Genomic DNA, 13463 nt, shown 5'->3' with positions numbered 1-13463 from the left:
CCGCGCTCCGCGATCAGCGCGCGCACCGCGCGCGCACTCTCGAGCGCAAGCGCACGGCGCGCCAGATCCTGCGCCGCGCCCATGGTCCACCGGCGCACCTCGGCCTTGACGGCGGCGATCGCCCGGGGGTTCATGCTGAGTTCGACGACGCCGAGGCCGATCAGTACGGCGGTTGCCGAGGCGTCGCCGGCCAGCTCGCCGCAGACGCCGACCCACTTGCCCGCGGCGGCGCCGGCCCGGGCGGTTGCCTGAATCAAGCGCAGTACGGCGGGCTCGACCCCGTCGGCGAGGCCGGCGACCTCGGCGTTCGTGCGGTCGGCCGCCATCGTGTACTGCGCGAGATCGTTGGTGCCGATGCTGAAGAAATCCACTACCGGCGCGAACCGTTCCGCGAGCAGCGCGGCGGCCGGCACCTCCACCATCATGCCGATCTGAAGCTCCGCCGGCGCGCGATGATCGTCCCGCGCCAAGCGGGCGCGTACGTCCTCGACCGCCCTCCGCAGCGAGCGCATCTCGTCGACCGCGGTCACCATCGGGAACATGATGCGCACCGGGCGGCCCGCGCCGGCCTTGAGGATCGCGCGCAGTTGCGTCTGGAGGAGGTCGGGGCGCCGCGGTACGATGCGCGCGCCGCGGATCCCGAGAAACGGATTGGCTTCACGTGGCAGCGGAAGGTAGGGTACAAGCTTGTCGCCGCCGATGTCGAGCGTCCGGAGGACGACGGGGAGGCCCGGCAGCGCGTCGAAAATCGCGCGGTACGCCGCGACCTGCTCGTCTTCGCCGGGCGCCGTCTGCCGGTCGAGATAGAGAAACTCGGTGCGCACGAGTCCGGCGCCGTCGGCGCCGGCACGCGCGGCCGCCACGGCATCCGCCACGCTTCCCACGTTGGCCGCGACTTCGATCCGAATGCCGTCCTGCGTGACGGCCGTGGCGTGTGCGGCACCCTGAGCCAGCGCCTCGGCCGCGGCGCGCACGGAGCCCTGCGCCGCCGCCGCGGCCACCGTCCCCTCGTCGGGGTCCACGATCACCACGCCGCGGTCGCCGTCGACGAGGAGTACCGCTCCGGACGCGACCGTGCCGAGCGCCGGCCCGAGCCCGACGACCGCGGGGACGCCCAGGCGCCGCGCCAGGATCGCCACGTGCGACGTCGGGCCGCCGCCCGCGATGCAGATCGCCAGGACGCGGTCTGAGGCGAGGCCGACGGTATCGGACGGCGTGAGATCCTGCGCGACCACCACGACCGGGCCGTCCGGATGAGGTGCCGGTTCCCCGGCCCCGGCCAGCACGCGCAGCACCCGCTCCCCGACGTCGCGGACGTCCGCGGCGCGGGACCGGAACACCGGCCCGGCCTGGGCCTCGAGCGCGGCCGCGGCGTGATCGACGGCTTCACGCCACGCCGCCTCAGCCGAAGCCCCGCCCGCGATGGCGTGGCGGCATTGCGCGGCGAGCTTGGGATCCTCGACCATGAGCCGCTGCGCTTCGAAGATGGCCGCGATCTCCGGCGTCAGGCGCGTCCGCTGCGCGTCGACAAGCCGGTCGAGACCGGCTGCGGCTGCGGACAGCGCGGCGTCCAGCCGACGCTGCTCGGCCGCCGGATCCTCCGCCGTCCGGCGCACGACCGCGACGGCACCGCGCTCGTACCTCCACGCGGGCCCGGTGACGATGCCGGGCGAGGCCGGCGATCCCGCAAGCCGCGCCGCCGTCATGCGTGCTCTCCGAAGCGCGATGCTACCAGGACCCGGATGGCGTCAAGGCTCTCCGCTTCGTCCGGCCCCGCCGCCTGCACTTCGATCACGTCGCCGCGCTCGGCGCCTAGGCCGAGCACGCCCAGGATGCCCTTGGCGTCCGCCGCCGGTCCGCCGCGCGTGACGTTGCGGACGGTGATCTCCGACGCAAAGCGCACCGCGGTTTGCACGAATTTCGCGGCGGGCCGTGCGTGCAGTCCCACGGCATTCGTGAGCGTCAAGACCGCCTGCTGCACGTTGTCTCCTCCGTGGCCGCACCCCGGGCCCGCGGCACGGGCCAAAGCGCACCCCGTCTATCGTAGGCAGGACGCGCAACAGGTGCCATCCGGCGGGCAGCGTACTCCTCTGTCGGATCACATCCCGACGCACCACATGCATTCCGGGGAGGCGCGATCGTCATGTACCGTCGCATCGTAATGCCCGTCGACGGCAGCGCGTGTAGCGATGCCGCCCTGGCCCACGGCCTCCAGTTGGCCAGGGAGCAGGGCGCGGAGGTCAAGATCGTACACATCTTCGACACACAGGCGATGTATCTGCTCTACGAAGGCGTGTACGTCGGGGAGGTCGCGGACCGGTGGCGCAAGGAAGGCGAGGCGCTCCTCGCCGGCGCGGCCGAGCGGGCACGCGCGGCCGGGGTGGCGGTCTCGACCCAGTTGGTCGACGAAACCACGCGCATTCCGGACGCGATCGTCGGCCAGGCGAGAGCCTGGCCCGCCGATCTCATCGTGATGGGGACCCACGGACGGCACGGATTCGATCACCTGCTGCTCGGCAGCGCGGCGGAAGGGGTGGTCCGCACCACCCCCGTGCCGGTGCTCTTGATCCGCAAAGAGTAGGCGCCGTCTAGATGCCGGCGGACCGTCTCGCGGCGGACTCGCCGGTCATGACGTTGTGCCCGCCGCCCGTCTTCTGGACGCTGATCTCCGTCGGCTCGAACCCTCCCTCGCGCAACGCGCGCACGAGGTCCCGCGGGTCCTGTTCGTCCGCCGTCAGCACAACCTCCGGGCCGTGCCGGTCGATGTAGGTCGCGACGCCGGTGAGCGGCGCCTTGGCGCGCGCGAGCGCGTCGAGCACCGCCCGCACCCCGGCCGCCACGTTCGCGACCGGCACGACGAGATGTGTTCCGGCGCGGCCGGCGCCGAGCAGCTCGAGGAATGCGTCGAAAATGTCGCTCTCCGTGATGATGCCGACCAGCCGGCCCTGCTCGAGGACCGGCAGCGCGCCGAACCCGAGCGTGCGCATCTTGGCGGCCGCCTCGACGATCGGCGTGTCCGGGGCCGCCGTGTACGGAGACGGCGTCATGAGATCGGCCACGGGCGTCGACGCCTTGCCGTGCTCGTAGAGGGTCCGCTGCGTCACGATGCCGACGAGCGCGCCCCGCTCATCGACCACCGGAAGGCGGCGGACCTTGTGGACATACATCGTCTTCAGCGCCGCGCTGGTCTCCGCGTCGGGCCTCGTCGTGATGGCCGGGCTCGTCATCCGGTCGCGCACGAGCATTCCAATCACCCCGGTCTCCGTTGTGTCGTCCGCTCATTCCTACGGTACTGCCGGCCGCCGGCCCGCGCCATGAGACGGAGGCCCGATCCTGAATCGGCTGCGTAACGGATGGGCCGCAGCCCGCGGGCCGGGCTATCGTGAAGGGGGGGTGACGTCCCAGGAAATTGAGGAGGTGAGCCGCATGACCGAGATCGAGTCGAAGGGTCTCGCCGGGTTAGGTACACCCTGCTTGCAACGGTTGCGGGAGTATCTTGATATGGCCGGGGTGGCGTATCAGGTGACCCGCCATGCGCCCCGGTACACGGCTCAGGAACTGGCGCAGGAGGAGCACGTACCGGGGAGGCTCGTGGCCAAGGTCGTGCTTGTCATGGCCGATGAGCGTCTCCTGATGGTCGTCGTTCCCGGCACCTCGCGGGTGAACGTGCCGTGGGTACGGCGGGCCGCCGGCGCCAAGCATGCGCGGCTCGCGACCGAGAGCGAGTTTCTGCGGGCTTTTCCGGACTGCGAGGCCGGCGCGATGCCGCCGTTCGGCAACCTCTACCACATGCCCGTGTTCGTGGATCGCGGTCTGACGCACGATCCGGTGATTATGTTCAACGCCGGCACGCACGATCTGCTCGTCACGATGACGTACGAGGACTTCGCGCGGCTCGTGGCGCCCAAGGTCGGCATCATGGCCGTACAGCGGGAACTCGCGGCGACATGAGGTAGATCCGCGGGAGACGTCACGGCGGCCCGCGGAGGAGCCCGGAGGGCGGCGCGGTAGACAGGCATCTACCGTGCCGATCATACGGCCGCCGTACCATTTGATCCGGGCGCTGCTGCGCCGCGTGGTCCGCCGTCACCGGCCGTCGAGCCTCTCGCTGCGCGAGGTCGCCGACGGCCGGACGTGGGCCTGCGTAGATCTAGGCGCCTTTCCGCGGCCACTGCCGCGTCTCGAGGGGCTCGAAGGGGTCGTCATCATGGAGGACCGCGACCCCGAATTCGTACTGTCCTTCCGAGGCTACGAACCCGCCCGCCCCGCGACGCTCGACCGGCACGGGCCGCTGCGCGCGTGGACGACGCAGGAAGATCTGCGGGCGCTCGTCGCGCAGCTGCACGAGTGGGGGATCAAGGCGGCGGTCGGCTTCTGGAACTACGGCGGTTGGCGGTTTCACCACCGGCCCGCATGGGTGCGCGCGCACCCCGAACTCCGGCATCTGCCGTTCAGCAGCCAGCTCTATCCGTTCGTCCGGCTTCGCGCGGAAGGCGTCACTTACGCCGAGTACATCGGCAGGCAGTACGACCGCGTGCGGCAGGTCTTCGGGTTCGACGGGCTGATGCTCGGCGACGGGTTTTGCGGGTTCGGCAGCATCTGGGATCCGGACCTCTACGCGGATCGTGAGGGAACGGCCGGCGACTGGGCGGCGTTCTACCGTACGATTGCCGGCGCGGTGCACGCCGGCGGCGGCACCCTGCTGGCCTACGATCAGATGGGCATGTCCGCGGCGGAGGCCCGCCGCCACGGGGCGGACTATCGGGCGCTGGCCGGCGCCGGACTCGACGTGCTCGTCTACCAGTCGTATCCGCAAGCGTGGGCAGGGTTCTGGCTCGAGTCGTATCGGAGCCGGTTCGATCTCACCGCGAACGTCCGGAACCTCCTGACTGTCACCGAGGCCGCGGCCGGCACGAAGCTGCGCGTGCTGTACACGCTCGAATTGGGCGATTCTGTGGAGCGGTGGTGGGCGGATCCAGCCGGCACCGCGGCGCAAATGCAGGCACTGGATCCGCTCGCCGGCGGCCGGTTTCTGGTGTGGGCCAACGACCTCCTGGCGCGGACGGGCGCGCCGGAGCCGTGCCCGATAGAGAATACGGCTCCAGCCTGATAGTCCGCCGCCGTGCTGCGGCCTACTATCGAGGTGATCGTTGGTCGAGCCGGGAGGTGCCGGGCCATGATGGACTGGTACCTGGGTCAGGCGGGGTTCGGCGAGCAGCTCGAGCGTTATGGGGACGCCTACTGGCGCCAGATGGGCGGCACGTTGCTGTGGGCGTTCATTGTCATCTGGGTCCTTCTGATATTCGTGGCCATCGTCGCTGCGCTGACCCGGCGTGCGGACGTCAACCGGCGAACGGGAAGCCGGCGGACGGGAAGCGAACGCGCGTTTGACCGGGTGCTCACCGCGACACATACTCGCGCGCTGGTGCGTCGGGCGCGTGCGCCGTCAGAGGAACCTCCCGACAACACGGTGGTGCCGCCCAAAGTCGCCTGAGGTCGTGATCGCCCGACGCGGCGGCTTCCGGTCTCAGTCGCCGCGCGATGTGCTAATTTGCATTCACTCGACGGCGCAGCAGTCCGCCGATGCCGTCGGTGAGCGGTGACGCAGCAGCTGCGTCGACGAGTTCAAGTGCCGCGCCGTGTCTCGAGGCCAGCAGCGGCAGCGCCTGCGGCAGCGCGAGACCGCGAGGCTCGCCGCCGCACACGGCGCATCGCGACGCGGTCGCGGCAACCCGTCCGCAGCCGGAGCAGATCCACGCGGGCGCGTGCATGTCGCGGGCCGCGACCACTACGCGCAGCGTGCCGGCCGCGAGGGCGTTGAGCGTGGCCGCGGCGCCATCGACGCCGATGCCTCCGGTGCGCCGCTCCTCTGCGATCGACCGGACGAGGCGGCGTTCGCGCGCGTGATGATCGGCCAGGGCGATCGGCAGGGCGCTGGCCTCGATCTCGGCGGGCGACGCGTACGCGGCGACGGCCGCGGTGCCGATGACCGCATCCCGAAGCGGTCCGGGAAGGGCCGTGGACACCGCACCGGCGGCTTCCGCGTCGCCTCCGAGGATAAGGCGGTCGATGCGGCGCGCCGTCAACGTGCGGGCGGCCGCCTTGGCGACGTCCCGCCAGAACCGGTGGTGCTCGGCGAGGACACGCGCCTCGTACGCGCTCGACTGCTCCCCGCGCCCGACGCCGGTCCCGGTCCGCCGGCTCGACGTTGCCATCCGGCCCGTCTTGAACCGCCACTGCTCGGGGTGCATGTCGAGCTCGATCTCTTCGACGACCGCCGCGCGGCCGAGGTAGGCGATAAGCAGCCTCGCCCGGTCGTGCGCGACGAGCAGGATCGCGTACGGCGCATACTCGTGCATCGCCCACAGCAGCGGCACCGTATCCGGCCGGCCGTACGCCAGGTGGTTCGGCAGGGGGAAGGGTACCGACCACGTCTCCCAAAGGTCCGGGCCGCCAAAGATCGCCAGGCCGCGGCCCTGCTGCGGCATGGCGCCGACATGCGCGAGAACGCGCTGCGCGGCGGGCTCGGCGCGCTGCCGCGCGTCGGGCGGCAGCCGGCGGAGCAGCCGCTGAACGGCGCCGTGCATCCAGATGCGGTACGCGGGGTTCGGACGCTGGTTCTGTGCCAGGCTCGGATCGGTGTTCAGCGTGAGGGAGAAGACGTCGTCGCGTTCCATCTGCGCAAGCTCGGTCAGCCGCGCTTCCTCGATCATGTGCTCGCCTCCGGAACGGGCGGGCGCGGACAAAACCGTTCCACTTCATACGGTACGCCGCGCCCACGGCCGGCACCATCCGGCACCCGCCGGACGGGAAATCGGACAGTCATCGGATATCCGCTCCATGCCGCTGCCGATACAGTCGGAGGTAAGAGGGTGGGGTGTCCGCGGCGGGCACTCGTCTGCGCTGCTCCTAAAAGGGGGGAGCACTCATGTCGCTTGGCACCGCGATTATTCTCTCGCTCTTGGCCGGGTTTGCGTATTTCTCTCGCCGATTCATGGGGGACTTCTTCCTGGAACGCCCGATCGTGGTCGCGCCGATCACCGGGCTCATCATGGGGGACTTCCATACCGGCCTGGTCGTCGGCGGGACGCTCGAGCTGGTCTTCATGGGCGCCTCCGACATCGGCGGCTCAGTGCCGCCGAACTACAACATCGGCAGCATCCTCGGGACCGCCTTCGGCATCGCCGCGCATCAGGGGATCGGCGCGGCGATCCTGATCGCGATTCCGGCTGCGCTGCTCGGGTCGTTCTTCGAGTTGCTCGCGAAGACCGTGAGCGTTTTCTTCGTGAACGTGGCGGAGCGCTATGCGGACCGCGGGCAGGAGGGCGGCATTGCGGCGATGGTGCACCTCGGCAACGCGGTGCACTACCTTGCCGAGGCGCTCCCGACGTTCGTCGCGCTGGCGATCGGCGTCGAGGCCGTGCGCGCGCTCGCCGCGGCGATTCCGCAGTGGTTGTACGCCGGCATCAACCTGGCGGGCAACATGCTGCCGGCCCTGGGCTTCGCGCTGCTGCTCAACTCGCTCGTGACGCCGGCGGTGTTCCCGTGGTTCTTCATCGGCTTCCTGTTCGCGGCGTACACGCAGTTTAACGTCGTCGGCATCGCGGGCGTCGCCGTCGCCGTGGCGGTGCTCATCCAGCTGCGGCGCGCCGCGGCGGAGGCGCCGGCCCGGGCGCCCGCGCAGTCTGCGCCGCGGCAACCCTTACGTCCGGTCCCGGCCATCGCCGGCGGCAGCGTGAGTGCCGCCGCCGTGATGCCGCAGGTGACGCCGGCCGACATCCGCCTGATCTGGTGGCGCGGGTTCGCGCTGCAGTCGGCGTTCAGCTTCGACCGGATGCAGGCGCTCGGCTTTACGTGGGCGCTCATCCCGTTCCTGAAGAAGACTTATCAGGGCCAGCCGCAGCGGTACGTGGAAGCGCTGAAGCGCCATCTCGTTTTCTTCAACACGCACCCTTGGCTGCACGGCTCGATCCTGGCGCTCACGGCCGACATGGAAGCCCGGCGCGCCGCCGGCGACGACATCGACGGCCAGGCGATCCAGGGCATGAAGTCCGGCCTCATGGGCCCGCTCGCCGGCATCGGCGACTCGATGTTCCACGGCACGGCCCGCCCGCTGATGGGCGGCGTATGCGCGTCGCTGGCTCTGACCGGTAACCCGATCGCGCCCTTCCTGTTCATCGCGGTGCTCGGCGTACTGCACGTTTGGGTGTACTGGCAGACTCTCGACTCCGCCTATCGCCTCGGCCAGCGCGCGCTGAGCGTCTTCACCTCGAGCGCGCTGCGCCGCGTCATGGATAGCGCGGCGATGGTCGGCCTCATGACGGTGGGCGCGCTGACCGCGGCCTGGATCTCCGTCGGGACGCCGCTCACCTACACGGTGGGGAAGACCTCCGTGTCCATCCAGGCAATGCTGGACGGGATCATGCCGAAGATCCTGCCGCTCGCGCTCGTGCTGATCGTGTTCGGGATGGTGCGGCGGCGCGTCAAGACCACGACGCTGATGCTCAGCCTGATCGCGGCGTCGCTGATCCTCGGCGGGTTTGCCATTCTGAAGTAGAGGAGCGATCCGTGATGTCATCGGTGCTGGGAGGACGCCCGCAGCCGTCGGGGGAGATGCTCGCCTCGGCGCTCGAGCGATCCTCCCATCCCTTTCTGATGTGGGAGGGCGTGGCGAGCGTCCCTGCGACGCTGCGCGGCACGCTGAGGCCCGAACGGCGGGGGGAGGTCGGACGCGCCGCGGAAGCGCTCGACGGCGTCCAGGCGGTGCATCTGATCGGCTGTGGGACCTCGTATTTTTCCGCGATCGCCGCAACCTACGCCCTCCCGAAGATTGCCGGCGTCCCGGCGTCGGCGCACGACGCGTTTGAGTTCGCGGCCTATCCTCCGGCCGCGCTCGACCGCGCCGGCCTCGTCGCCATCTCGCACACCGGCGGGACGGAGTCGGTCATCTCCGCGCTCGCGACGGCGCGGCAGCGGGGTGCGGTCACGATCGGCCTGACCGACGTGCCGTGGTCGCCCGTCGCGGAGGCCGCGACGGTTACGATCTTGGGCGAGGGCGGGCGTGAGCCCGCCCTGCCCAAGACCCGCAGCTATGTCGCGTCGCTTCTGAGGCACTACCTGCTCGCCGCGGCGATGGCGGCGCGCCGCGAACGGAATGCCGACGCGTACCGCCGGGCGCTCGAAACGTCACCCGAGACGGCCCGGCAGGTGCTGGACGAGTCGGCGGCCCAGATGCAGCGGCTCGGCGCGGCCGCCCGGGAGTGGCCCCGCATGTTCGTGATCGGGGCCGGCCCGAACCTCGCCACCGCGCACGAGGGGGCGCTGAAACTGCGGGAGACGGCCCACGTACCGGCCCACGCGTGGGAGCTCGAGGAGGCGATGCACGGCCCCTGGGTCTCGATCGATCCAGGCGATCTGGTCATCGTGCTCGCATTTCAGGGTCCGGCTTTTTCAAAGGCCGCGGGCTTTGCCGCGGCGCTCGCCCAAATCGACGCGCGGGTCTGGATCATCACGGACGCCGCGAACAGCCTGCCCCGCGCGACGCACGTGACCCGGCTCGGGGTGGCGGTGCCGGAGTGCCTCACGCCGCTGTACGCGGTATTGCCGCTCTACCAGTTCGCCTACCACGTGGCGCTCGCCCGGGGTGTGCGGCCGGACGCCATGCGGCTGGACGACCAGCGGTATCTCGCGGCGCGGATGGCGCTTCCGAGATAGGACGGACGCCGCGACGGCGTCGGGTGCGGCGATGAAGATCGCGCTCGTGCGCGTCGACGACCGGCTGATTCACGGCCAGGTCGTGCTGGGGTGGGTCCGGATGGTCGGCGCCACCCGGATCGTCGTCGCCGACGACGACGTGGCCAAGGACGAGATGCAGAAGACGCTGATGCGGTTCGCCGCGCCCCCGGGCGTCGAGACGTCGATCGTATCCGTGGACGAGGCCGCCGCGGCGCTCGCGCACGGCGGTTTTGCCGACGACGCGGTCATGGTGCTGGCGAGGGGCCCGCAGGAACTGGTCCGGCTGATGGCGGCCGGCGTGCCCCTTACCAAGGTCAACGTGGGCAACGTCCGGTCGGCCCAGGGGCGCGACCGCCTCACCAAAGAGGTCGCCGCGGGGCCGGACGACCTGGCCGCGTGGCAGACATTGGACGCGGCGGGCGTGGTACTCGAGGCCGTGTGGATTCCCGGCGGTGCGGTCACGGATTTCAACCGCGTCGTGCGCGCCCGCGCCAAGGTGTGACACGCGTGGAGAGGTCGCGCGTCGGGGTGCTGGTGATCTGCCACGGCGGACTCGGCGGAGCGTTGCTGGAGACCGCCGCGATGCTCGTGGGGCCACCCGCCAAGGCATGGGCCATCGCCTTCCTGCCGGGGAAAGGCCCGGAAGATCTCGAGGCCGAGGTGCGCGACGTCCTGGGGCGCCTCGATCCGGGAGACGGCGCGCTGTGCCTCGTCGACATTCCCGGCGGCGTCCCGGCGCGCGTGGCGGCGTCGCTGACCGTCGGACCCGGACGTGCGGTCGAGACGGTGAGCGGCGTGAATCTGTCGATGCTGGCGGAAGCGCTGCTGCGGCGCGACGACGCCGATCTTCCCGCGCTGGCGGAGCTCGCGGCCCGCGCCGGCCGCGATGGGGTTGTCGACCTCGGAGCGGCGCTGCGCGCGGCCGCGACGCGCGCGGCGGTCCGTTCCCTGCACCCATGAGCGCCGTCCGCACGAGCGACGGGCTGCTGCAGGTCATCGCGGAGCACAAGGCCGGCGCCGCGCGGGGCATCGTGTCGATCTGCTCGAGCCATCCCGCGGTGCTGGAAGCGGCCGCGCGCTACGCGGCGACTGCCGGTGCGCCGCTCCTCGTTGAATCGACGTCCAACCAGGTCAACCAGGACGGCGGCTACACGGGCATGACACCGGCTGTCTTCGCAGAGTACCTGGAGCGAATCGGGCGGGCACAGGGTCTGGCATCCGGCCGCATCATCCTCGGCGGCGACCACTTGGGTCCGTATCCGTGGCGGTCGCTGCCGGCCGAAGAGGCGATGGGGCGCGCAAGCCACCTCGTGGCGGACTGCGTCGCCGCGGGCTACACGAAACTGCACCTTGACGCGAGCGTGGCCTGTGCGGGAGACGCCGGGGGTCGGCCGTCCAAGGTCCTCGTCGCCGAGCGGACCGCCGACCTCTGTGACGCGGCGGAAGACGCCCGCCGGCGGCTGCCGGATGCGGCCGGACCGCTCCACTACGTGATCGGATCCGACGTCCCGCAGCCGGGCGGCGAGACCGAGGAGGGGGCGGAGCCCGAAGTCACGACGCCCGAGGACGTGGAAGAGACGATAGAGATGGCCCGCCGGCGTTTCGTCCGCCGCGGACTGAGCGACGCCTGGGCGCGGGTCGTCGCGGTCGTCGCGCAGCCGGGAATCGACTTCGGCGCCTGGGGCGTGCACGAGTACGAGCCGGAGGCGGCCGCGCGTCTCTCACGCGTCATCGAGACGCATCCGCGGCTGGTGTACGAAGCCCATTCTACCGATTATCAGCGTCCTTACGCGCTGAGGCGGCTGGTGGAGGATCACTTCGCGATCCTCAAGGTCGGGCCGGCTCTCACGTTCGCCTTCAGAGAGGCGGTGCTGGCGCTGGCCTGGATCGAGCGCGAGTGGCTGCGGGGCCGTTCCGGTGTCGCGCTCTCCGACCTGCCGGCGGTGCTGGACCGCGCCATGGTTGACGATTCCCGGCACTGGGCCCCGTACTACCACGGTACGCCCGACGAGATCGCCTGCGCACGCCGCTACGGATTCGCCGACCGCGTGCGCTACTATTGGCCGCGGCCCGACGTGCAGGCGGCCCTCGACCGTCTGTTTGAGAACCTGACTCGCACCGAGCCGCCGCTCGCGCTGCTGAGCCAATTTCTGCCCGAGCAGTATGCGCGCATCCGCGACCACCGCGTGGGCCACGACCCGCGCGAGTGGGTGGCCGATCGCATCCGGGCGGTGTTGAAGCAGTATGCCGGCGCGTGCGGCGGGGACGGGTGGGAGGCGGGGGCGTGACCGCCGCGGAGCGCTACCATGCCGGCATCTCCGCGATCGTCGCCCGCATCGACGCCGAGCAGCGGGCGGCGATCGAGCGGGTCGGGGCGGCCATTGCGGATACCGTCGCCCGCGGGGCCCTGATCCACGTCTTCGGCTCGGGCCATTCGCACATGGCGGCCGAGGAGGTCTTCCACCGCGCCGGCGGCCTCTGCTGCGTCAACGCGATCCTCGACCCCGCGCTCTTTGGGCTCGGGCCGTTCGGCATGCATCTCGAGCGCCTCGAAGGCTACGTTCCGATCGTGCTCGCGCAGTACGACCTGCGGCCGGGCGAGCATCTCATCGTCGTGTCGCATTCCGGCATCAACGCCGCGCCCGTTGAGGCGGCGATCTACGGCAAGGCCCGCGGACTGGTCGTGACCGCCCTGACCTCGCTCGAGCACTCGCGGGACGTCCCGTCGCGCCACTCCAGCGGCAGGCGGCTCTTCGAGGTCGCCGACTACGTCATCGACACCTGCGGGCCGCGAGGGGACGCGCTCGTCGCCATCGACGGGGTGTCCGAGCGGGTGGGCGGCACGTCGACGGTCGCCACCACCATCATCATGAATATGATTATCGCCGCGGTGATCGAGCGGCTGCTGGCCGCGGGCGTGCGCCCGCCGGTGCGCGTCAGCGTGAACGTGCCGGAGGGCGCCGCCGGCAACGAGGAGCGGTGCGCGGCGCTGGAAGAGCGCATCAGGGTGCAGCCCGCCTACGCGTCGCGCTGACTACGCCGCCGCGAGAGCACGGCCCGCAACGACCAGATCCAGCTCCTCGGCGTCGAGCGTCTCCCTCGCCAGGAGCGCCTTGGCGACACGCTCCAGCGCCGGTCGGTTGACAGTCAGCACTTGATGCGCGCGCGTGCGGCACTCGTCGATGATCCGCCGCATTTCCTTGTCGATCTCGTAGGCGATCTCGTCGGAGTAGTTGCGGCTCTTCACGAGGTCGCGCCCCAGGAACACCGGCCCGTGCTTGCTGCCGAGCGCGAGGGGACCGAGCCGGTCCGACATGCCGAACTCCGTCACCATCTTGCGGGCGAGATCGGTCGCCTTCTCGAAGTCGTTCGCCGCCCCGGTCGTGATCTCGCCGAACACGATCTCCTCCGCCACGCGGCCGCCGAGCAGCACCGCGATCTCCGCCCGCATCTCACCGCGGGTCTGACTGTACTTGTCGTCCTCCGGCAGCGAGAGGGTGTAGCCGAGGGCCATCCCGCGCGGGAGGATCGTCACCTTGTGCGGCGGGTTGGCCTGCGGCAAGAGCTTGCCGAGCAGCGCGTGCCCCGCCTCGTGGTAAGCGGTGAGCTCGCGTTCCTTCGGCGATAGGATCCGGCTCTTCCGCTGCGGCCCCGCGATCACCCGCTCGATCGCCTCGTCCAGTTCGGACCGGCCGATCCGCTTCTTGCCCCGCCGCGCCGCCAAGAGC

15 protein-coding genes are annotated in these 13463 nt (G+C 70.9%); 10 read left to right on the top strand and 5 right to left on the bottom strand.

Annotated features, from left to right (window positions below; genetic code table 11):
- Window positions 1–1706: phosphoenolpyruvate--protein phosphotransferase (ptsP, locus tag VFL28_05075; protein ID HET7264020.1), on the bottom strand; the 1706-nt coding region annotated here is incomplete at its 3' end.
- Window positions 1703–1981 (bottom strand): HPr family phosphocarrier protein, encoded by a 279-nt coding sequence (locus tag VFL28_05070; protein HET7264019.1) that lies wholly within the window; start codon window positions 1979–1981, stop codon window positions 1703–1705. The genes ptsP and VFL28_05070, both read right to left, overlap by 4 nt.
- A 162-nt stretch (window positions 1982–2143) precedes the next feature.
- On the opposite strand from VFL28_05070, the gene VFL28_05065 reads away from it, so the two are divergent.
- The gene (locus VFL28_05065) at window positions 2144–2581 is read left to right on the top strand and encodes a universal stress protein (GenBank protein ID HET7264018.1); all 438 of its coding nucleotides are present in this window, start codon (window positions 2144–2146) and stop codon (window positions 2579–2581) included.
- A 7-nt stretch (window positions 2582–2588) separates the two neighbouring features.
- Here the strand turns inward: VFL28_05065 and VFL28_05060 are convergent, their stop codons facing one another.
- Window positions 2589–3245, bottom strand: coding sequence for a CBS domain-containing protein (locus VFL28_05060; protein HET7264017.1), 657 nt, complete (start codon window positions 3243–3245; stop codon window positions 2589–2591).
- Between the two features lie 256 nt (window positions 3246–3501).
- On the opposite strand from VFL28_05060, the gene VFL28_05055 reads away from it, so the two are divergent.
- The 3 genes from VFL28_05055 (at window position 3502) to VFL28_05045 (ending at window position 5494) form a co-directional block, all read left to right on the top strand.
- Window positions 3502–3951 (top strand): YbaK/EbsC family protein, encoded by a 450-nt coding sequence (locus VFL28_05055; protein HET7264016.1) that lies wholly within the window; start codon window positions 3502–3504, stop codon window positions 3949–3951.
- Between the two features lie 73 nt (window positions 3952–4024).
- Window positions 4025–5110, top strand: a complete 1086-nt coding sequence (locus VFL28_05050; GenBank protein HET7264015.1) for a hypothetical protein — start codon at window positions 4025–4027, stop codon at window positions 5108–5110.
- Between the two features lie 66 nt (window positions 5111–5176).
- The gene (locus VFL28_05045) at window positions 5177–5494 is read left to right on the top strand and encodes a hypothetical protein (GenBank protein ID HET7264014.1); all 318 of its coding nucleotides are present in this window, start codon (window positions 5177–5179) and stop codon (window positions 5492–5494) included.
- 52 nt (window positions 5495–5546) lie between these two features.
- Here VFL28_05045 and VFL28_05040 read toward each other — a convergent pair whose 3' ends face one another.
- Window positions 5547–6713: a VLRF1 family aeRF1-type release factor gene (locus tag VFL28_05040; GenBank protein HET7264013.1), complete on the bottom strand. Its 1167-nt coding sequence runs from the start codon at window positions 6711–6713 to the stop codon at window positions 5547–5549.
- Between the two features lie 215 nt (window positions 6714–6928).
- On the opposite strand from VFL28_05040, the gene VFL28_05035 reads away from it, so the two are divergent.
- From VFL28_05035 to VFL28_05010, 6 genes are read left to right on the top strand one after another with little or no spacing between them, the layout of a single operon-like run.
- On the top strand, window positions 6929–8557 hold the full coding sequence (locus VFL28_05035) for a PTS system mannose/fructose/sorbose family transporter subunit IID (GenBank protein ID HET7264012.1): 1629 nt from the start codon (window positions 6929–6931) through the stop codon (window positions 8555–8557).
- A gap of 14 nt (window positions 8558–8571) precedes the next feature.
- Complete coding sequence (locus VFL28_05030; GenBank protein ID HET7264011.1) at window positions 8572–9714, top strand: SIS domain-containing protein; 1143 nt, start codon at window positions 8572–8574, stop codon at window positions 9712–9714.
- A 31-nt stretch (window positions 9715–9745) separates the two neighbouring features.
- Window positions 9746–10237, top strand: coding sequence for a PTS sugar transporter subunit IIB (locus VFL28_05025; protein HET7264010.1), 492 nt, complete (start codon window positions 9746–9748; stop codon window positions 10235–10237).
- A gap of 5 nt (window positions 10238–10242) precedes the next feature.
- Window positions 10243–10695, top strand: a complete 453-nt coding sequence (locus tag VFL28_05020; GenBank protein ID HET7264009.1) for a PTS sugar transporter subunit IIA — start codon at window positions 10243–10245, stop codon at window positions 10693–10695.
- Window positions 10692–12023 (top strand): class II D-tagatose-bisphosphate aldolase, non-catalytic subunit, encoded by a 1332-nt coding sequence (locus tag VFL28_05015; GenBank protein ID HET7264008.1) that lies wholly within the window; start codon window positions 10692–10694, stop codon window positions 12021–12023. The genes VFL28_05020 and VFL28_05015 overlap by 4 nt, the downstream gene beginning before the upstream one ends.
- The gene (locus VFL28_05010) at window positions 12020–12769 is read left to right on the top strand and encodes an SIS domain-containing protein (GenBank protein HET7264007.1); all 750 of its coding nucleotides are present in this window, start codon (window positions 12020–12022) and stop codon (window positions 12767–12769) included. The genes VFL28_05015 and VFL28_05010 overlap by 4 nt, the downstream gene beginning before the upstream one ends.
- On the opposite strand, the gene VFL28_05005 is transcribed toward VFL28_05010, so the two are convergent.
- Window positions 12770–13463 (bottom strand): cell division protein FtsH (locus VFL28_05005; GenBank protein HET7264006.1); only part of this gene is annotated, 694 nt, incomplete at its 5' end. It lies immediately after the preceding gene.

The sequence above is a fragment of the bacterium genome (genome assembly GCA_035691305.1).
In the GTDB taxonomy this organism is placed as follows: Bacteria; Sysuimicrobiota; Sysuimicrobiia; order Sysuimicrobiales; family Segetimicrobiaceae; genus DASSJF01.
This window is presented reverse-complemented; position numbering and strand designations above follow the sequence as displayed.